Genomic DNA, 18439 nt, shown 5'->3' with positions numbered 1-18439 from the left:
AGTGACTCAGACGCGGAACTGACGCAGCAGGCCATTGAGCTGTTCCGACAGCTCCTTGAGGTGGCGGCTGGCGGCGCTGGAGTGCTGGGCCGCCAGAGCGGTGCCCTGGGACAGGCCTGCCGCCTGGCCGACGTTGTGGTTGATGTCTTCCACCACATGGGCCTGTTGAAGGGTGGCGCTGGCAATCGAGGCGTTCAGGCCGTTGAGGGTCCGCAGTGCCTGGCCGATGGCATTGAGGCTGGTACCGGCCAGGCCCGCCTGCTCGATGGTCAACTGCGACGCGCGGCTGCTGTCGCCAATCACCTTGACCGCCGCTTCCGAGTGATTCTGCAAGCGCTCGATCATGCCCTGGATTTCTGCGGTCGATTGCTGGGTGCGCTGGGCCAGCAGGCGCACCTCGTCGGCCACCACGGCAAAGCCGCGACCCTGTTCCCCGGCCCGGGCCGCCTCGATGGCGGCGTTCAGGGCCAGCAGGTTGGTCTGTTCGGCAATGGAGCGGATCACTTCCAGTACGGTGCCGATCTGAGTGCTTTCTGCCGCCAGGGTGCGAATCACTTCCACCGCCTGATCGATGGTGCTCGACAGCTGATCGATCTGCTGCAGGCTGCCGTCGATATTGACCTGGCCTTGCTGGGCCTGGGCTTCGGCCTCGCGCACTTCACTGGCGGCGTGCTCGGCATTCTTCGCAACATCCTGAACGCCACTGGTGACCTGACTGATGGCTGCGGCCACCTGTTCCATCTGCTGGGACTGTTGCTGGCTGCGCTCCTGGGCCTCGGCGGCATTGCTGCCCAGCTCGCTGGAGGACTGTTCCAGGGCCGCGGCGCTGGTCTGCAACTGCGTCACGACCCCACGCAATTTGGCGGTGAAACCGTTGAAGTGTCGGGCCAGCTCGGTGACTTCATCCTGGCCATGGGTATCCAGGCTGCGGGTCAGGTCGCTTTCGCCGCTGGCGATATTGGCCATGGCGTGAACGGTCTCGCGCAGCGGGCTGACGATGCTGCGCACGATCAGCACCACCAGGCCCGCCATCAGCAGGGCAATCACCAGGCCGACAGAGGAGGCCCGCAGTACCTGGGCATAGAACTCCTGTTGCAGGTCATCGATGTAGATCCCGGAGCCGATGATCCAGCCCCAGGGCTGGAACAGCTGGATATAGGAGGTCTTCTGCACCGGCTGCTCGGCCCCGGGCTTGGGCCAGCGGTAGTCCACCATGCCGGCGCCCTTGGACTTGGCCAGGGCCACCATTTCGTTGAACACTTCGAAGCCGTCCGGGTCCTTGACTGCCGCCAGGTTCTGTCCGTCGAGCTTGGGGTTGGCCGGGTGCATGATCATGACCGGCGTCAGATCGTTGATCCAGAAGTAGTCGTTCTGGTTGTAGCGCAGCCCGCGAATCACCTGCAGCGCCTGTTTCTGCGCCTGTTCGCGGCTCATGCTGCCGGCGGCTTCCAGGCCCTGGTAGTAAGTGAGCACGCCGGCGGCGGTCTGCACCACGTGCTGGGTCTTCTGCGCCTTGGCCTGGTACAGGTCGCCATGAATCTGCTTGAGCATCATCACGCCCAGGGTCACCAGGGTCAGCACCGCCACGATCAGGATCAGCCACAAACGCTGACTGATGGACATCTTGCGTAAGCTATTCATCATCCGGTCACTCCAGATTCTTGTTCTTGTCATAAAAGGCCGTGAGCATCCAAGCACGCCTGCCTTCGAGCGCCAACCCTACGGAAGTCCAATAACACCACAGGCGCATTTTGCGCCTGTCTGTTAGGATTTCGGCGCCTTCACGCAAAACCTGAACCTTTCTGAATTTTTCACAGAATTTTCATAGGTTTGTGTTGATCTTATGGGCGCCGAAAACTCGGCTACGCTCGTCGCAGCAATGGCTTTGAATACTTAAAAAAGAGGCATGCCTGGAGCATCGCCTTATGGGGGATTGATGGATTTTTGGACCGCCGCGCAGGCATTGATACTTGGGATTGTCGAAGGCCTGACCGAGTTTTTACCCATCAGCAGTACCGGGCACCAGATCATCGTCGCCGACTTGCTCGACTTCGGGGGCGAGCGGGCGATGGCCTTCAACATCATCATTCAACTGGGGGCGATTCTTGCGGTTGTCTGGGAATTTCGGCGCAAGATCTTCGATGTGGTGCTGGGCTTGCCCACCCAACCCAAGGCCCAGCGCTTCACCGTCAACCTGCTGATCGCTTTCCTGCCAGCGGTGGTGCTGGGGGTGATCTTCGCCGACCTGATTCACGCTTACCTGTTCAACCCCATCACCGTGGCTTCGGCCCTGGTGGTTGGCGGCATCATCATGTTGTGGGCCGAGCGCCGGCAGCATCAGGTACATGCCGAGACGGTGGACGACATTACCTGGAAGGACGCGCTCAAGGTCGGTTGCGCCCAATGCCTGGCAATGATCCCGGGGACCTCGCGTTCCGGCTCGACCATCATTGGCGGGCTGCTGTTCGGCCTGTCGCGCAAGACCGCCACCGAGTTCTCGTTCTTCCTGGCGATGCCCACCATGGTGGGGGCCGCGGTGTACTCCGGCTACAAGTACCGCGACCTGTTCCAGCCGGCTGATTTTCCGGTGTTCGCCATCGGCTTCGTCACGGCCTTCATCTTTGCCATGATCGCGGTCAAGGGCTTGCTGAAGTTCATTGCCAGCCACAGCTATGCGGCGTTTGCCTGGTATCGCATTGCCTTCGGCCTGCTGATCCTGGCGACCTGGCAGTTCGGTTGGGTCGACTGGACGGCAGTTAAGCCGTGACGACGGGCCGCAGCGAACCGCGCGCCGGCAGTGGCGCGCACATCCACAATCTGAAGCTCAAGTTGCTGGTAGGGGGCCTGCTGTGCGCACTGCCGTTGTTCGGCTCGTTATCCCTGTGGTGGCGAGCAATCTCGATCATCCCCCTGGTTGCCTATGGCGCCGTCAGCCTGTTGACCTTCCTGCTGTACTGGCACGATAAGCGCCGGGCCAGGGCCCAGGGGCAGCGCACGCCGGAGAAGGTCCTGCACGCTCTGGAGCTGGCCGGTGGCTGGCCCGGTGCCTTGCTGGCTCAGCAACTGTTGCGGCACAAGACCCGCAAGGTGTCCTATCAGACGCTGTTCTGGCTGATCGTGGCCTTGCATCAGGTCTATTGGATTGATCGGTTGTTCCTGGAAAGCGGCCTGCTGAGCCTGTTCTAGAGCAGCAGGCCGACCTGGGTGCGCTTGGGCAGCTTGCTCACCACCAATTGATGGGACGCTTGCAGCAGGGCCTTGAGTTCAACGGCCCCCAGCGGGTAGGGGCTGTGCATGATGATCCAGTGAGCCCGGGCCAGGTAGGGCGCCGGGGCAATGCCCGGACGGTCGACATGGCCAAGAAACAGTTCCCGGTCGACCTTGAAGGCCAGGGACTCGCCCCGCAGGTTCTGCAACGCAAACATCTTGTTGCCGGCAATCGAGAGCACCCGCACGCCGCCCCATTTGTAGTCTTCCCGCGCGCCTGGCAGGCCCAGGCAGAATTGCGCCACTTGCTCTTCATTCAGGGTTGCAGCTTTCACAGGGCACGTTCTCCACAACGTTCGAAGGATTCACTCAGGTGTTCGATCCAGGCCCGCACGGCCGGCAGCACACCCCGGCGGTGAGGATACACCGCTTGCAGCCAGCCGCCGGGCAGTGACCACTGGGGGAGCAGTTGCACCAGCTGACCGCTGGCCAGTTCGGCCTCGCAGTACAGCATCGGCAGCACGGTGCAGCCCAGGCCGGCGAGGGCGCAGGCGCGACGGACGATGAAGTCATCGATGCCCAGGCGCGCTTCCAGGGCCAGGTCGCAGGCGTTGCCCTGTTGATCCAGCAGCCGCAGGTGTACCAGCCGGTCGGCCTCCAGGGCGCCGAGTATGGGCAGGTGCCTCAGGTCTTGCGGGTGGGTCACCGGGTTGTCCCGCAGGAAGGCCGGGGAGGCGACCATCGCCGTCTGCGCCGGGCGCAGGCGCCGGGTGACCAACAAAGGGTCTTCGTCGCCTTGCTCGCGTACTCGCAGGGCCACATCTATGCCTTCGGTCACCAGGTCGACACGGCGGTTGAGCAACAGCATCTCCAGCTGCACCTGCGGGTATTTCTCCAGAAAGCTGCTCACCAGTGGCGTCAGCAACTCATGGGCCAGGCCCACCGGGCTCGACACTCGCAGGCGTCCCCGGGGCTCGCTGGCCATGCTGGCCACGGCTTCGTCGGCCATCTCCGCTTCCAGCAACATGGCCTGGCAATGGCGCAGGTAGCGCTCGCCCACGGCGGTGAGCTTGAGCTGCCGGGTCGTGCGCTGCAGCAGCCGGGCCTTGAGGCGCTCCTCCAGTTCGGCGATGCGCCGCGACAGACGCGACTTGGGAATGCCCAATTGGCGCCCGGCGGCGGCGAAGCCACCGGCTTCCACCACTTTGGCGAAGTAATAGAGATCGTTGAGGTCTTGCATGGGGAAAGGCTCGACTGTCCTATTGGTAGGACGAACAATCGCATTTATGCCGACTAATCAGCTATTGAATTCATCTGTAGGATTGCCAGCATCCGATCGCCCAGCGGCGGTCCTCACTTGGAGATCCCACATGAAACTCTTGCATATCGATTCCAGCATCCTGGGTGACAACTCGGCGTCCCGCCAACTGAGCCACGCCGTGGTCCAGGCCTGGAAAACCGCCCAGCCTGACCTGGCAGTGACCTATCGCGACCTGGCCGGCGATGCCATCAGCCACTTCTCCGCTGCGACCCTGGTGGCCGCCGGCACCGCCGCCGAGCTGCGTGATGCGGCGCAAAAGCACGAAGCCGAACTCAGCGCCCAGGCCCTGGCCGAATTCCAGGCCGCCGACGCGTTGGTGATCGCGGCGCCCATGTACAACTTCACCATCCCGACCCAGCTCAAGGCCTGGATCGACCGCATCGCCGTGGCCGGCCAGACCTTCCGCTACACCGAAGCCGGTCCGCAAGGCCTGTGCGGCGGCAAGAAGGTCTTGGTGGTCTCCACCTCCGGCGGCTTGCACGTCGGCCAGGCCACTGGGGCGGCTCATGAGGACTACCTCAAGGTGCTGTTCGGCTTCCTCGGTATCACCGATATCGAATTCGTTCGCGCTCACGGCCTGGGGTACGGTGAAGACGTGCGCAACAAAGCCATGAGCGACGCCCAGGCGCAGATCAGCGAGCAGCTTTTCGCCGCGGCGTAAGGCTTGTGTAAAGACGCTTTCCGGCACGGCAAGCGCCACTAGACTCCGTATTCTGATGACTGCTTGAAGTGATCAGAATGCGGAGTTTTTTTTGTGGGCGTTTCCAGTGTTGCTGGCCCAGGTTATGCAGGTTTTTCGAGGCCGGGAGTCGTGCTCCCTGGCGGTGCATTCGCATTGATGGGCCAATCTGGCTTCAAGGCCTTGGCAGCAAGGGATGGCAGGGGTAACGGGCTTTCTCGATCCGGCGGCAAAGGTGGGCGTGTGATGAAGCGTGTTTGTGCAGTGTTACTGATGTACCTGCTCGGCAGCCCGATTTCAGTGCAGGCCGCTCCTGCGCCCCACCCGCACTGGAGCGTCGGCTTCCATGAAATGAGTTTTCTCGATCCCCTGGACCGGCAGCCGATGCGCGCCATTGCCTTTTACCCGTCCACCGGCATCGAGCACCCCAGTTTGGTCGAGGGGTATCAGATCGCCGCATCCCGGGATGCCAAGGTCGCCATCGGCCGCTTTCCGATGCTGATGCTGTCCCACGGCAATACCGGTACACCCCTGGCCCTGCATGACCTGGCGACGTCCCTGGCACGCAAGGGTTTTGTCGTGGTGGCGGTGATTCATCCCGGTGACAACTCCAAGGACCACAGCCGCCTGGGCACCTTGAGCAACCTCTACGGACGGCCGATCCAGATTTCCGAAGCCATAACCGCCACCCTTGGCGACCCCATGCTGTCGCCCTTCGTCAATGCCGATCAGGTCGGGGTCATCGGTTATTCCGCCGGCGGCGAGACCGCCTTGATCCTGTCCGGCGCCACGCCTGACCTGGACCGCCTGCGGCGTTACTGCCAGGAACGTCCCGATGATCGCGATGCCTGCAATACCCAGGGCGAACTGATTGTCGACCGCGAGGATCTGCAGCCAGTGGCCGACCCGCGGGTGCATGCACTGATGCTGATGGCGCCCCTGAGCCTGAAATTCGGTCGCCAGACCCTGGCCGGGGTGCATGTGCCCGTGCTGCTCTACAGCGGCGATGGCGACCAGCTGGTGGCCCTGGACAAGAATGCCGCGGCCCTGGCGCGCAAGCTGCCCGTGGCCCCAGACTTCAAGCTGCTGGCCGGTGCCGGGCACTTCGTGTTCATGGCGCCGTGCAGCGCCGAGCAGTTGGCGGCCATGCCGGCCCTGTGCACCGATGCCGACGGCGTCGACCGCGAGGATATCCATCGCAACCTGATTGCCGAGGCCGGCAGGTTCTTCACCCATACCCTGGGCCGGCCGAGCCGGGCAGGGATGCAGACTGCCGACCAGTAACTCAGGCACCGGCCCGGCGCTTGAGCAGCAGCGTCAGTCCCAGGCCGGTGATCGAGAGCAGGGCGGCGCAGAAGAAAATCCACGAATACCCCAGGTTCAGGGCCACCGCGCCCATCAAGGGACCGGCGATGGCCAGGGCCAGATCGAAAAACACCGCATAGGCACTCAAACCGGCACCGCGGCTGCTGTTGGGCACTTGCTTGATGGCTTCCACCCCCAGCGCCGGGTACACCAGCGACAAGCCGAAGCCGGTGAGCCCGGCGCCAATCAGCGCCCAGGCCGTGGACGGCGCCAGCCAGAGCAGGGTCAGCCCCAGGGTCTCGACGCACATGCAGGCAATGGCCGAGCGAAAGCCGCCAAAGCGGCTGATGCTGGAGATGAACAGCAACCGCGAGCAGATGAAGCACACCCCGAACACCGTCAGGCAATAGGCGGCGCCGGTCCAGCCGCGGCTCAGGTAGAACAAGGTAATGAAGGTGGTCAGGGTGCCATAGCCGATGGAGGCCAGGCTGAGGCTGGCGCCGAAGGGGGCAATGCGCCCGAAGACCGCCCAGAACGGCAGGCGCTCGCCGCGAATCACCGGCACCGAGGGTTTGTTGCGAATCAGCAGCAGGGCCAGCACCGCCAGAACCGACAGGGCGATGCCCAGGCTGGTGAAACCGTATTGCTCAACCATCACCACTCCCAACGGCGCGCCGATGGCAATGGCGCCGTAGGAGGCAATGCCGTTCCAGGAAATCGAGCGGGCCGTGTGTTCCGCGCCCACCTGGCCCATGCACCAGCTGATGGTGCCGACCCCGATCAAGCCCTGGGCCACGCCCAGCAGCAGGCGTGCGCCCAACAGCACGGCAAGGCTCAGCAGTGGCCAGTGTTCCAGCCACACTGAAATCAGGGTCAAAAGCCCGCTGAGGAGAATCCCCAGCAAGCCGTAGATGATCGAGCGCTTGGTGCCCACGGTGTCCGACATGCGCCCGGCCATGGGCCGGCTGAGCAGGGTGGCCAGGTATTGCGCGCCGATGGTCAGCCCGGCAATCACCGCGCTGAAGCCCAGCTGTTCGTGGACGTAGCCCGGCAGCACGGCGATTGGCAGGCCGATGCAGAGGAAGGCGATAAAGGTATAGAAGACGATGGAGACGATCTGCAGGGTGATCGCCATGGAGCTTTGAGCGGAGGTCTGTGGCTCGGGCATGAAGGCTCGTTCGCGGGCGGCGGTTAGAGAGCCGCATCATCGCGTGCCGCGATCATAAAAGGAAGCAGGCTAACTATCTTTCCCCAACGCCTCGCAGACCGCTGATGTGCAAGGCCTGAAGGCTGCTTCGCCGATAAGCCCAGCGGCGCTGCGAGCCCTGCAAGCGCGGGCTTACCGGCGAACACGCTGATCGATAGTGCACAAGGTTCGAAGGTTTCTGCACCGGCCAGCGAGGCCCAAATGAAAAAGCCCCGTCACACTGGACGGGGCTCTTTTCTGGTCGCTTGACGCTCGCTGCCGCTTTAGAACATCACGCCCTGGCTGCGCAGGTAGTCGTCGTAGGTGCCGCTGAAGTCGGTCACGCCGCTTGGGCTCAACTCGATGATGCGGGTGGCCAGGGACGAGACGAACTCACGGTCGTGGCTGACGAAGATCAGGGTGCCCGGGTAGTTTTCCAGGGCCAGGTTCAAGGCCTCGATGGATTCCATGTCCAAGTGGTTGGTCGGTTCGTCCATCACCAGCACGTTGGGCTTTTGCAGGATCAGCTTGCCGAACAGCATGCGGCCTTGCTCACCACCGGAAATCACCTTCACCGACTTGAGGATCTCGTCGTTGGAGAACAGCATGCGGCCCAGGGTGCCACGGATCATCTGCTCGCCCTGGGTCCACTGGCCCATCCAGTCGAACAGGCTGACGTCGTCTTCGAAGTCATGGGCGTGGTCCTGGGCGTAGTAGCCGATTTCCGCGCTTTCAGTCCACTTGACGGTACCGGCGTCCGGGGTCAGCTCGCCCACCAGGGTGCGCAGCAGGGTGGTCTTGCCGATACCGTTGGGGCCGATGATCGCCACGCGCTCGCCGGCTTCGACGGTGAAGCTGAAGTTCTGGAACAGGGTCTTGCCATCGAAACCCTTGGACATGCGCTCCAGGGTCACCGCCTGGCGGTGCAGCTTCTTGGTCTGTTCGAAGCGGATGAACGGGCTGACCCGGCTCGACGGCTTGACTTCGGCCAGCTGGATCTTGTCGATCTGCTTGGCCCGGGAAGTGGCCTGCTTGGCTTTCGAGGCGTTGGCCGAGAAGCGGCTGACGAAGGTCTGCAGTTCGGCGATCTGGGCTTTCTTCTTGGCGTTGTCCGACAGCAGCTGCTCGCGGGACTGGGTCGCGGCGATCATGTACTCGTCGTAGTTGCCCGGGAACAGGCGCAGCTCGCCGTAGTCCAGGTCGGCCATGTGGGTGCAGACGCTGTTGAGGAAGTGCCGGTCGTGGGAAATGATGATCATGGTGCTGTTACGCGCCGTGAGAATGTTTTCCAGCCAGCGGATGGTGTTGATGTCCAGGTGGTTGGTCGGTTCGTCCAGCAGCAGCACTTCCGGATCGGAGAACAGCGCCTGGGCCAGCAGCACCCGCAGTTTCCAGCCTGGAGCGACTTCGGTCATCGGGCCGAAATGCTGTTCCAGGGGAATGCCCAGGCCCAGCAGCAGCTCACCGGCGCGGGATTCGGCGGTGTAGCCGTCCATCTCGGCAAATTCGGTTTCCAGCTCGGCCACGGCCATGCCGTCTTCTTCGGTCATTTCCGGCAGCGAGTAGATGCGGTCGCGCTCGGCCTTGACCTTCCACAGCTCTTCGTGACCCATGATCACGGTGTCGATCACGGTGAATTCTTCGTAGGCGAACTGGTCCTGGCGCAGTTTACCCAGGCGCACGTTCGGCTCCAGCATGACCTGGCCGCCGGACGGCTCGAGGTCGCCACCGAGGATTTTCATGAAGGTCGACTTGCCGCAACCGTTGGCGCCGATCAGGCCGTAACGGTTGCCACCGTTGAACTTGACCGAAACGTTCTCGAACAGTGGCTTGGCGCCGAACTGCATGGTGATGTTAGCTGTGGAGATCAATTACTTACCTACCAATGATTTAGCGCCAGCCTTGAATCCACGAAGCGCGATCTGGAGCCTTCCAGGTCGGGCCGGTCTGGGTGTGGAACTGAGCCAGCGGGCGTACGTCGAGCGCAACATTCCGGCGACGGGGCCGGGTTGCTGAGCGAAGAGTGCGGGGTGCATGTTGGAATTTGTGCGCATTGTCGCATATGTAACCGAGCAGTTGTATGACGCTCGGGTAGGGATTTTCGCCGCAATGGCCGATGTTCAACTGCCGTTAAGTGCAACCCGGGCCTGAGCCAACGCGTGCATGAACCGCTGCAAGTGTGCGGCGGCCTCAGTGGGGGCGGCCTGAAGCAGGCAGTGAGGGCCGTCGATGTCCACCAGCCGGGCGTCGTTGCGCAGTTGCCGGATCAGGATGGATGCCGAGGCCGGCACCAGCCGGTCGTGGCGGGCCTGGAGGTACAGCAGCGGTACCTCCGTGGCCACCAGGGCCTGGCTTGCATCCACTGCAATCACTGACTGCAACCGGGCCCGCAGTACTTGGGGCGTCACCTGGGCGATGGCTGCCGCCAGGCCGCTGCGCAGGGAGGCGGTGGAAAAACCGCCGAGCAACAAGGCATCCATCGGCCAGAACGGCAGGTGTCGCAAGGGCAGCAGCTTGAGCAACGGTGACAGCGGCGCCAGTGCCGCACGCGGATTGCGCACAAAACTGCAGCACAGCACCAGCCCCAGCATGGCGCTGGGTCGTCGGGCGGCGATGCTGACGGCCACCGGCCCGGAAAACGACTCGCCCAGCAACACGAAAGGACGGTCCAGCGGCAGTTGTTGCCATACCTGCTCTACCAGGGCGGGGTAGTCCAGCACCTGATCGGTGGGATAACGTAGCACCTGCACCGCTAGGTTCGGGGGCAGGGCGTGGAGCAGGGGGGCGAACAGGCTGCCGGTGCCATCCATTCCAGGCAGCAGGACCAGGGTCGGGAGCGGTGTGGGGTCGATCAATTCAGCGATCCTTGCCGGGTACAAAGAAAAAAAGCGCCCGGCAGGATACCTCGGGAGTCCGGCCAACACAGCTCGTTTGTGCTGGCCAGAGGGCTGGAGGGCATTTTATTGAGCTGAAGCAAAACCTGGCGCAATACAGGCAAATTTCGACAGAAGTCGCGCAGCTTTTCACAAATTTGAGTTAACCATTGGTTACAAACTGTGGCTAAAATGCGACCCGACGGCCGGACGCCGAGGGTCGGATCGACGACGAAGATGTTCGCCGATTGCGCTTTTTTCAACTCAGACGCTGCCATTTGCCTTTGGCCCTTCGGGCTTTCAGGGGCGCAGCATGCTCTCTTCTGAAGTGTGACAATTTCCGTGAAACTCATCATTGCCGCTGTATACGTTTTATCCATTGCGTACGTACACCTGCGGGGGCGCGTGCGCCACAAGCTGGGTCGCCAACTGAGTGATCACTCCACCTTCCTGGCCCCCATCAACTGCTTCCTTTATCTGTTCTCCAAGTTTCCCAACCGGCCCTACCTGGACCCGGCCGACTTTCCCGAGATGAACAAGCTGCAGGAACACTGGGAGGAGATTCGTGCCGAGGGCCAGAACCTGTTGCAGGCCGGTGAGATCAAGCGCTCGGATCAGTACAACGATGTGGGTTTCAACTCGTTCTTCAAGACCGGCTGGAAACGCTTCTATCTGAAGTGGTACGGCGACAGCCACCCTTCGGCGATGAAGCTGTGCCCGCGCACCACCGAGCTGGTGCAGAGCATCGGCTCGATCAAGGCAGCGATGTTTGCCGAGCTGCCACCGGGCTCCAAGCTGGTGCGTCACCGCGATCCTTATGCCGGTTCCTATCGCTACCATCTGGGGCTGTCCACGCCGAACAACGAAGGCTGCTACATCGAGGTCGATGGCGAGCGCTATCACTGGCGCGATGGCGAAGCGGTGATGTTCGACGAGACCTACATCCACTACGCGGAAAACACCACCGATCAGAACCGCATCATTCTGTTCTGCGACGTGGAGCGGCCGATGAAGTATCGCTGGGCTGCGGCGTTCAACGGCTGGTTCAGCCGCACGGTGATGTCCGCTGCCGGTTCGCCCAACGATGCCGGGGACAAGACCGGTGGCCTGAACCGTGCCTTCAACAAGCTGTACAAGATCCGCCTGCGGGGCAAGGAACTGAAGAAGCGCAACCGCACCCGTTACTACCTGGAAAAGTGGGCGATCTTCGCCGCACTGCTGTTGCTGTTCATCTATATCTGATGGGCCATCCGCCTTCTGCACATCGGTAACGCGGCGCCGCCAATGGCGGGCCGCGGATACCGGGTGTTACATGTTCTGCAGGAATATTTAATTAACAAAGCCGAACCCTGGGCGTAGCGTGGAATCGAATTCGATACCTTGTCGCTCTTCAGGAGGCTTGTCATGAACAGTCTGGCCCGCAGGTTTGCCGCATTCATCGCGCTGAGTTGGGCCAGTGGCGCCGTTTGGGCCGCCGCTCCTGAACCGCTCCCATCCCCGCACTTGCCCAGCACTCTGCTGCTGGCGCAGAACCTGCCCAACAGTGGCAACAACGATCTCTACAGCAACCCCATTCGCCGGGCCAATCCCAACAGCATGCAGGGCACCCAGCCCATCAGTCCGCCTGTGCGCGGCCCTGGCACCGCCCCCAGCGTGCGGCGGCCCACCCTGGAGAACGGCGGTATCGGCAACGGTTATCCCCGGGGCGGCGTGCAGCGACCCAACCCCGATCCCCGAGTGCAAAGCCCCCGAGCCAACGATCCGAACAACCGGCGCTAAGATGCCGGTGTGCTGCGTTGTCGGCGCCGCCTGCCTGGGGGCGCGAGGGAATTTCTTGATCCACAGAAGGAAGCGAGCATGTTGCGTAAAACCCTTTTCGCCACCTTGTGCGCCAGCGTCCTGCTGGGCAGCGCGTTGCCGGTCTCGGCGGCGGGCGAACAGTCGTTTCCCAGCGAGCAGGGCACTCTGAGCCTGACGCCGCTGGTGCAAGGTTTGAACCACCCCTGGGCCCTGGCCTTCCTGCCGGATCGCCAAGGCATGCTGGTCACCGAGCGTCCCGGCAGCCTGCGGCTGGTGAGCCCGGACGGCAAGCTTTCGGCCCCCTTGAACGGGGTGCCCAAGGTCTGGGCCAATGGCCAGGGCGGCTTGCTGGACGTGGTGCTGTCGCCGGACTTCAAGCAGGACCGCCTGGTGTATCTGTCCTACGCCGAAGGCGGTGGTGAGAACGGCACAGCCGGCACTGCGGTCGGCCGGGGCCGATTGGCCGACGACCTCAGCGGGCTCAAGGACTTCAAGGTGATCTTCCGCCAGGAGCCGAAGCTGTCCACCGGCAACCACTTCGGTTCTCGCCTGGTGTTCGACCGCGATGGCTACCTGTTCATCACCCTGGGCGAGAACAACAACCGGGCCACCGCCCAGGACCTGGACAAACTCCAGGGCAAGATCGTGCGCCTGTACGCCGATGGCCGGGTGCCGGACGACAACCCCTTTGTCGGCCAGCCCGGGGTGCGTCCGGAGATCTGGAGCTACGGCCACCGCAATCCACAGGGCGCGACGCTCAACCCCTGGAGCGGCACCTTGTGGGAGAACGAGCACGGACCCAAGGGCGGTGACGAGATCAACCTCATCGAACGGGCCAAGAACTACGGCTGGCCCCTGGCGACTCACGGGGTCAACTACTCCGGCCAGCCGATTCCCGAGGCCGGCGGCCAGACAGCACCAGGCACCGTGGGCCCTCATCATGTCTGGGAGAAGTCTCCCGGCATCAGCGGCATGGCGTTCTATGACGGTGATCGCTTCAAACCCTGGCAGCACAACCTGTTCATCGGCGCCCTGGCCAGCCGCGAACTGATCCGCCTGCAATTTGACGGTGACCGTGTCACCCATGAAGAGCGCCTGCTGGGCGAGCTCAATGCGCGTATCCGAGACGTGCGCCAGGGCCCGGACGGTTATCTCTACATCCTCACCGACGAGGATCAGGGCGGCCTGTACAAGGTTGGCCTGGAATAATCCGCGCCATCCCCATCCCCGAGCCAGCTCGCTGCTGTAGCGGGCTCGCCAGCCAAGGGGGCGGCGCGGGCAGGGCCGCTGCGCCGGCAAGTCGGCTCCTACGCTTGGGCGGGCGTGGAGAGGATGACGGCGGCCCGCAGTTTGCTGCTGCCGAAGCTGCACATTTTGTCGAACTCGCTGTGGCTGACCGGCAGGTGCTGGCAGTCCATCGGCTGGCGATGCTGGCTATGGTCGACATCCGGGTCATGCAGGTAGACAAAGTCCTCGTCGCAATCGGTGACTATCACCCAATGGGGCGCCTTGGAGCGGGTCAGGCGATAGCTGCTGATCAGCACCAGGGGCTGGCCACCCGCACTCAATAACCTCGGCAGATCCAGAGGGCCACCCAGTACCTGTTGCACATCGCTGGCATCCAGCTCCTTGCAGAACTCGTCGTGGACCAGGCGCATGACGTCTTTTTTATGCTCGTCGCGCACGCCGCTGAGAAACAACGGCCCGGCGCTGTTGACCTGCAGGCGCACGCCAAAGCCGCGACGCCAGGCGGACAGCGCCAGGCCCTGGGGGCTGCAGCCGCCATGGCCGGCGGTCATGAATACGGTGGTGGCTTCACGCCAGATCTGCAGTTCCTCTCGGCGCTCCAGGGGCCGCGATGGCTGCAGGGCGGCCATGGCCATCAGCAAACAGGCCGGACCGCAGGTGAAGTCGGTGGTCTGCTGGTAGTAGGGCACGCGGATGCTGCGGGTCTCACGGTGCTGGAGAATGCGTTTCTCCAGGCGCAAAGCGTCGGCGTGGTCTTCGTAGTAGTCGTGGATGCGGGCAAAACGCCGGTAGCCATGGCGTTCATACAGGGCAATCGCGGCCGGGTTGTCGGTGCGCACTTCCAGGCGCAGATAGGCGCAGTCGTGTTCCAGGGCACAGGCCTCGATCCGTTGCAGCAGGCGCCGACCCAGGCCCAGACCCCGGGCGTCTTCGGCAATGGCAATGGAATACAGCCGCGCCAGCGAGGTGCCGCGATGAAACAGCACCACGGCATAGCCCAGCAATCGCGCCTGATGCTCGGCCACCAGCAGTTGCCCGTGGGCGCGGCTGATCATCCATTGGAAGCTGCGTGGAGTCAGCCGGTCGCTGGTGAAACATTGCTGTTCCAGGGCCACCAGCGCCGGCAGATCGTCGGGGGTTGCAGTGCGAAAGACAAGATCCATATAACCGCCGTAAAAGTTGCGTAACGAAACGAGACTTCGAAAAAAGTTCGTGCTTAATAGAAAGGGTCAGGTTCTTAAGCGAGAGCGAACTTTATGTCAGCGGTACAAGGTCATTGGCGAGAAGTATCCGAGCAAAGTTTGCCGGCGACAATCACTTCGGCAAGTTATTTTTCCCCCGGGGATAAAGCTTCAAGTCAGGTGATTATCATTGTCGAACGCAAGGAAGACTGGGCTTCCTACTTTCCCAGTGAAGATATTCTCACGGCCCAGGAGTACCTCGAGCAGAGCCGCGAACGTGCTCCGGGAAAACGGGTTCAGGTGATCAACCTGTGCCGCAGCTACAAGTATCTGGGACACGGCTACTACTGCTCGCTGCTGGCTGAAGCCCGCGGCCACCGGGTGATTCCATCGGTACGGACCATCAGTGAACTGACCCGCAAGGCCCTCTATGGATTGGCCCTGGACGACCTGGACAAGGCCCTGGAAAAAGCCCTGAGCAATCACCTCTACAGTGATACCGAAGGTTTTACCCTGACGCTGTATTTTGGCCGGACCCATATCGAGCCCTTGCAGGAACTGGCTCGTCAGTTGTTCGAGCTGTTTCCGTGTCCGATCTTGTTAGTTGATTTCAAAAGAACTAACACATGGCGTATCGAAGGCGTGAAGTCCGGGGCCTTGCATAAGTTGCGAGAGGATCAGGAAGATCAATTCGCCAACTCCCTGGACAGTTTCAGTCGCAAGGTCTGGCGTATTCCACGCTCAAGGCAGTTGGCCCGTTATGACCTGGCGATACTTCACGATCCCCAAGAAGTCCTGCCACCTTCCAATGCCCGGGCGCTGGAAAGCTTCATCCGGGTTGGCAAGGGGCTGGGCATCGATGTGGAGTTGATCGAGAAGAAGGATTACTCCCGTCTTGCCGAATACGATGCGTTGCTGATTCGCGAAACCACCAGCGTCGACAACCACACCTATCGTTTTGCCAAGAAGGCCGAGAGTGAAGGGCTGGTGGTGATGGATGACCCCACCTCGATCCTGCGCTGCACCAACAAGGTCTATCTCACTGACCTGCTCAAGGGCCATCACTTGGGGATGCCCGCCACCGAGATCCTCTACAAGGAGCGACCGGAAGACTTCGAACGGGTCGGCGAACGCCTGGGCTTTCCCCTGGTGCTGAAGATTCCCGATGGCTGTTTCTCGCGAGGCGTGATCAAGGTCGAAAGCCAGCAGGCCTTGCTGGCGGCCACCGCCGAACTGTTCGAGCACTCGGTGCTGCTGCTGGCCCAGGAGTTCTTCTACACCGAGTACGACTGGCGCATTGGCGTGCTCAACCGCAAGCCGATCTTTGCCTGCCAGTACTTCATGTCCAAGGGCCACTGGCAGATCTACAACCACAAGGCCAAGGGTCAGGACATCAACGGCGAGTGCCGCACCCTGGCGGTACACGAGGCGCCGCGGGCCGTGGTGGAGCTGGCAGTGAAGACCGCCAACCTGATCGGCGACGGTCTGTACGGGGTCGATCTCAAGCAGTCCGGCGACAAGGTGGTGGTGATCGAGGTCAACGACAACCCCAATCTCGACGCTGGTATCGAGGACGCCTACCTGCAGGACGACCTGTATTCCCTGGTACTGGAGGAGTTCGTGCGCCGCCTGGAGCTCAAGCGTCGCGGCCAGGCCTGGTGAGGCGGCGATGATCCACAGCTATCGACTGGCCCATGGCGGCCTGCAAGCCGTCCCGGAACTGGATGCCCAGGTCATGCTGTTCAGCAACCCGGACCTGGCAGAGCGTGATTTGCTGCACAGTGCCTTCAAGCTCGATGAGCACGCCCTGGCCTCGGCGCTGGACCCGGACGAGGTGTCGCGCATCGAGTTTCATCCCGATTACCTGTTCCTGATCTGGAAGCGCCCGGAAAACTATTCCGGCGGCGGCAGCCTGTCCTTCGAGGTGTCGTCCTGCGGCCTGCTGTTTTCTGCGGACCGGTTGCTGGTGATCGCTCCCGACGATACGCCGCTCCAAGGGCTGGGTGCGCGGCACAACCTGCACAGCCCGCTGGATGTGCTGCTGGACCTGCTGTTCAACAACATCCATCACTACCTGGGCCACCTCAAGGTGATCAAGCTGGTGGCCCGGGAGCTGCAGCACAAGTTCAACAGCTCGATGGAAAACCGCCACCTGATGCAGATGTTCAATCTCAGCGAGAGCCTGATCTATTACCTCAATGCCTTGCACAGCAACGGCGCGCTATTGACCCGCCTGCGCAATCACGCCGAGAAGGAGCAGTTCGGCAGCCAGGCCATCGGCCTGATCGACGACCTGATCATCGAGAACAACCAGTGTTACAAGCAGGCGGAGATCTACTCCACGGTGTTCGCCGGGCTGATGGATGCCCGGGGCAACCTGATGAACAACAGCACCAACCAGTTGCTGCGCAAGCTGACCCTGATCAACGTGGTGTTCCTGCCGCTGAACCTGATTGCCAGCATCGGCGGCATGTCCGAATTCAGCATGATGACCGCAGGCACGCCGTGGTGGATCGCCTACTCGTTGTTGCTGCTGGCCATGTTGCTGGCCGCTGGGGCCATGTCCCTGGGGCTGCGCCGGCTCACCGGCCATGGCGACAAGGTCGTGTGAGCCTTATGGCGCTTGCAGGGTCAGCACCTCAAAGCCATCGCGGGTCACCGCCACCGTGTGTTCCCACTGGGCGGAAAGGCCATGGTCGCGGGTGACCACGGTCCAGCCGTCCTTGAGCCCGCGGACCCGGGCACTGCCCTGGTTGAGCATGGGTTCGATGGTGAAGACCATGCCTTCACGCAGTTCCAGGCCGGTGCCCGGGCGGCCGAAGTGCAGGATCTGCGGTTCTTCGTGCATCTGCCGGCCAATGCCGTGGCCGCAGTATTCGCGGACCACGCTGTAACCCCTGGCTTCGGCATGAGACTGGATGGCATGACCGATATCGCCGAGGCGAGCGCCCGGACGCACCACCTTGATCGCCGCCCACATGGCCTCGAAGGTGGTGTCGACCAGGCGTTGAGCCTTGGGGCCGACCTGGCCGATCAGGTACATCTTGCTGGCATCGGCGATGTAGCCGTGCTTCTCCAGGGTGATGTCGATGTTGACGATATCCCCGTCCTTGAGCACCGCCTTGGGGTGAGGCATGCCGTGGCACACCACTTCGTTGATCGAGGTGTTGATGCAGTAAGGGTAGTTGTACTGACCCTTGCTCGCCGGGCGTGCCTTGAGCTCGTGGCGGATGAAATGTTCCACCGCGCTGTCCAGCTCCAGGGTGGACAGGCCGGCGGCGACAAAACCGTCGAGAAAGTCGAACACCTGGGCCAGCAGACGCCCGGATTCGCGCATCAGCGCCAGTTGTTCCGGGGTCTTGATCAGGGCCTGGGTCATGGGCGCCCCCTGAGCAGGTCAGGTTTGTTCAGCAGCAGTTTGTTGATCAGGTCGTTGTAGGCCAGGTGTGGGTTGAGCTCGGCCAAGAGACCGATCTTGATCCAGAATTCGGCCTGGGCGTTGATCGAGCGGTCCATGGCGGCGCTGGCGACGCGGATCTGCTGGTGCAGTTCATCGGAGATTTTGACGATACCCATGTTGATAGGGGGCTCTCTTGAGGGAATATATGAATCGTATATGTTTCGTATAGTCAGTCGCAA

At 62.3% G+C, this 18439-nt stretch carries 19 protein-coding genes; 9 read left to right on the top strand and 10 right to left on the bottom strand.

Translation table 11 applies throughout. The features are described 5' to 3' along the window. Positions 1-6 precede the first annotated feature (6 nt). Positions 7-1641, bottom strand: coding sequence for a methyl-accepting chemotaxis protein (locus Q8O96_RS27235; protein ID WP_250330631.1), 1635 nt, complete (start codon positions 1639-1641; stop codon positions 7-9). A gap of 295 nt (positions 1642-1936) precedes the next feature. Here Q8O96_RS27235 and Q8O96_RS27230 point away from each other — a divergent pair, with 295 nt between their 5' ends. Both Q8O96_RS27230 and Q8O96_RS27225 read left to right on the top strand, forming a co-directional pair. Then, a complete protein-coding gene (locus Q8O96_RS27230) occupies positions 1937-2767 on the top strand; it encodes an undecaprenyl-diphosphate phosphatase (RefSeq protein ID WP_102863512.1) in 831 nt (276 codons plus the stop codon). Next, on the top strand, positions 2764-3186 hold the full coding sequence (locus tag Q8O96_RS27225) for a DUF1294 domain-containing protein (RefSeq protein WP_115580092.1): 423 nt from the start codon (positions 2764-2766) through the stop codon (positions 3184-3186). The genes Q8O96_RS27230 and Q8O96_RS27225 overlap by 4 nt, the downstream gene beginning before the upstream one ends. On the opposite strand, the gene Q8O96_RS27220 is transcribed toward Q8O96_RS27225, so the two are convergent. Continuing rightward, complete coding sequence (locus tag Q8O96_RS27220; RefSeq protein WP_305949833.1) at positions 3183-3527, bottom strand: MmcQ/YjbR family DNA-binding protein; 345 nt, start codon at positions 3525-3527, stop codon at positions 3183-3185. The genes Q8O96_RS27225 and Q8O96_RS27220 overlap by 4 nt on opposite strands. Positions 3528-3538: 11 nt before the next feature. Next, positions 3539-4447, bottom strand: coding sequence for a LysR substrate-binding domain-containing protein (locus tag Q8O96_RS27215; protein WP_102863515.1), 909 nt, complete (start codon positions 4445-4447; stop codon positions 3539-3541). 130 nt (positions 4448-4577) lie between these two features. Between Q8O96_RS27215 and Q8O96_RS27210 the strand changes: the two genes are divergently transcribed. Continuing rightward, the gene (locus Q8O96_RS27210) at positions 4578-5189 is read left to right on the top strand and encodes an FMN-dependent NADH-azoreductase (RefSeq protein WP_102863516.1); all 612 of its coding nucleotides are present in this window, start codon (positions 4578-4580) and stop codon (positions 5187-5189) included. Positions 5190-5453: 264 nt separating this feature from the next. Next, entirely contained in the window at positions 5454-6491 is a 1038-nt protein-coding gene (locus Q8O96_RS27205) for a dienelactone hydrolase (RefSeq protein WP_102863517.1), read from the top strand. Between the two features lies 1 nt (position 6492). Here the strand turns inward: Q8O96_RS27205 and Q8O96_RS27200 are convergent, their stop codons facing one another. The 4 genes from Q8O96_RS27200 to Q8O96_RS27185 form a co-directional block, all read right to left on the bottom strand. Next, entirely contained in the window at positions 6493-7680 is a 1188-nt protein-coding gene (locus Q8O96_RS27200; protein WP_060839364.1) for an MFS transporter, read from the bottom strand. A 302-nt stretch (positions 7681-7982) separates the two neighbouring features. Then, a complete protein-coding gene (locus Q8O96_RS27195) occupies positions 7983-9569 on the bottom strand; it encodes an ABC-F family ATPase (protein WP_102863518.1) in 1587 nt (528 codons plus the stop codon). Positions 9570-9818: 249 nt separating this feature from the next. Next, positions 9819-10553 (bottom strand): alpha/beta fold hydrolase, encoded by a 735-nt coding sequence (locus Q8O96_RS27190; protein WP_305949761.1) that lies wholly within the window; start codon positions 10551-10553, stop codon positions 9819-9821. Further along, the gene (locus Q8O96_RS27185) at positions 10550-10951 is read right to left on the bottom strand and encodes a hypothetical protein (RefSeq protein WP_162884042.1); all 402 of its coding nucleotides are present in this window, start codon (positions 10949-10951) and stop codon (positions 10550-10552) included. The genes Q8O96_RS27190 and Q8O96_RS27185 overlap by 4 nt, the downstream gene beginning before the upstream one ends. On the opposite strand from Q8O96_RS27185, the gene lpxO reads away from it, so the two are divergent. From lpxO to Q8O96_RS27170, 3 genes are all read left to right on the top strand, one after another. Beyond that, positions 10914-11813, top strand: coding sequence for a lipid A hydroxylase LpxO (gene lpxO / locus Q8O96_RS27180; protein WP_102863520.1), 900 nt, complete (start codon positions 10914-10916; stop codon positions 11811-11813). The genes Q8O96_RS27185 and lpxO overlap by 38 nt on opposite strands. Positions 11814-11975: 162 nt before the next feature. Then, positions 11976-12350, top strand: coding sequence for a hypothetical protein (locus tag Q8O96_RS27175; protein ID WP_305949760.1), 375 nt, complete (start codon positions 11976-11978; stop codon positions 12348-12350). Positions 12351-12428: 78 nt separating this feature from the next. After that, on the top strand, positions 12429-13580 hold the full coding sequence (locus tag Q8O96_RS27170; RefSeq protein ID WP_102863522.1) for a PQQ-dependent sugar dehydrogenase: 1152 nt from the start codon (positions 12429-12431) through the stop codon (positions 13578-13580). A gap of 98 nt (positions 13581-13678) precedes the next feature. Here Q8O96_RS27170 and rimI read toward each other — a convergent pair whose 3' ends face one another. Further along, positions 13679-14782, bottom strand: a complete 1104-nt coding sequence (rimI, locus tag Q8O96_RS27165; protein WP_102863523.1) for a ribosomal protein S18-alanine N-acetyltransferase — start codon at positions 14780-14782, stop codon at positions 13679-13681. 93 nt (positions 14783-14875) lie between these two features. Between rimI and Q8O96_RS27160 the strand changes: the two genes are divergently transcribed. Both Q8O96_RS27160 and Q8O96_RS27155 read left to right on the top strand, forming a co-directional pair. Then, positions 14876-16462 (top strand): RimK family protein, encoded by a 1587-nt coding sequence (locus tag Q8O96_RS27160; RefSeq protein WP_102863524.1) that lies wholly within the window; start codon positions 14876-14878, stop codon positions 16460-16462. 7 nt (positions 16463-16469) lie between these two features. Beyond that, complete coding sequence (locus tag Q8O96_RS27155) at positions 16470-17411, top strand: magnesium transporter CorA family protein (RefSeq protein WP_102863525.1); 942 nt, start codon at positions 16470-16472, stop codon at positions 17409-17411. Positions 17412-17414: 3 nt separating this feature from the next. On the opposite strand, the gene map is transcribed toward Q8O96_RS27155, so the two are convergent. Both map and Q8O96_RS27145 read right to left on the bottom strand, forming a co-directional pair. Further along, positions 17415-18179 carry a type I methionyl aminopeptidase gene (gene map, locus Q8O96_RS27150; RefSeq protein ID WP_102863526.1) on the bottom strand — a complete coding sequence of 255 codons (765 nt, stop codon included), beginning with the start codon at positions 18177-18179 and terminating at the stop codon, positions 17415-17417. Next, the gene (locus Q8O96_RS27145; protein ID WP_102863527.1) at positions 18176-18376 is read right to left on the bottom strand and encodes a ParD-like family protein; all 201 of its coding nucleotides are present in this window, start codon (positions 18374-18376) and stop codon (positions 18176-18178) included. Before Q8O96_RS27145 ends, map begins: the two co-directional genes overlap by 4 nt. Positions 18377-18439: the final 63 nt, after the last annotated feature.

Origin of the sequence: Pseudomonas sp. LPH60, assembly GCF_030718165.1 — a bacterium.
GTDB lineage: Bacteria > Pseudomonadota > Gammaproteobacteria > Pseudomonadales > Pseudomonadaceae > Aquipseudomonas > Aquipseudomonas danubii.
This window is presented reverse-complemented; position numbering and strand designations above follow the sequence as displayed.

Bases quoted from the DNA above. Each gene is read 5' to 3' on its own strand.
- Q8O96_RS27230 (WP_102863512.1), top strand. From the start codon at position 1,937: ATGGATTTTTGGACCGCCGCGCAGGCATTGATACTTGGGATTGTCGAA.
- Q8O96_RS27235 (WP_250330631.1), bottom strand. From the start codon at position 1,641: ATGAATAGCTTACGCAAGATGTCCATCAGTCAGCGTTTGTGGCTGATC.
- Q8O96_RS27200 (WP_060839364.1), bottom strand. From the start codon at position 7,680: ATGCCCGAGCCACAGACCTCCGCTCAAAGCTCCATGGCGATCACCCTG.
- Q8O96_RS27155 (WP_102863525.1), top strand. From the start codon at position 16,470: ATGATCCACAGCTATCGACTGGCCCATGGCGGCCTGCAAGCCGTCCCG.
- Q8O96_RS27205 (WP_102863517.1), top strand. From the start codon at position 5,454: ATGAAGCGTGTTTGTGCAGTGTTACTGATGTACCTGCTCGGCAGCCCG.
- Q8O96_RS27185 (WP_162884042.1), bottom strand. From the start codon at position 10,951: ATGGATAAAACGTATACAGCGGCAATGATGAGTTTCACGGAAATTGTC.
- map (WP_102863526.1), bottom strand. From the start codon at position 18,179: ATGACCCAGGCCCTGATCAAGACCCCGGAACAACTGGCGCTGATGCGC.
- rimI (WP_102863523.1), bottom strand. From the start codon at position 14,782: ATGGATCTTGTCTTTCGCACTGCAACCCCCGACGATCTGCCGGCGCTG.
- Q8O96_RS27160 (WP_102863524.1), top strand. From the start codon at position 14,876: ATGTCAGCGGTACAAGGTCATTGGCGAGAAGTATCCGAGCAAAGTTTG.
- Q8O96_RS27215 (WP_102863515.1), bottom strand. From the start codon at position 4,447: ATGCAAGACCTCAACGATCTCTATTACTTCGCCAAAGTGGTGGAAGCC.
- Q8O96_RS27175 (WP_305949760.1), top strand. From the start codon at position 11,976: ATGAACAGTCTGGCCCGCAGGTTTGCCGCATTCATCGCGCTGAGTTGG.
- Q8O96_RS27145 (WP_102863527.1), bottom strand. From the start codon at position 18,376: ATGGGTATCGTCAAAATCTCCGATGAACTGCACCAGCAGATCCGCGTC.
- Q8O96_RS27210 (WP_102863516.1), top strand. From the start codon at position 4,578: ATGAAACTCTTGCATATCGATTCCAGCATCCTGGGTGACAACTCGGCG.
- Q8O96_RS27170 (WP_102863522.1), top strand. From the start codon at position 12,429: ATGTTGCGTAAAACCCTTTTCGCCACCTTGTGCGCCAGCGTCCTGCTG.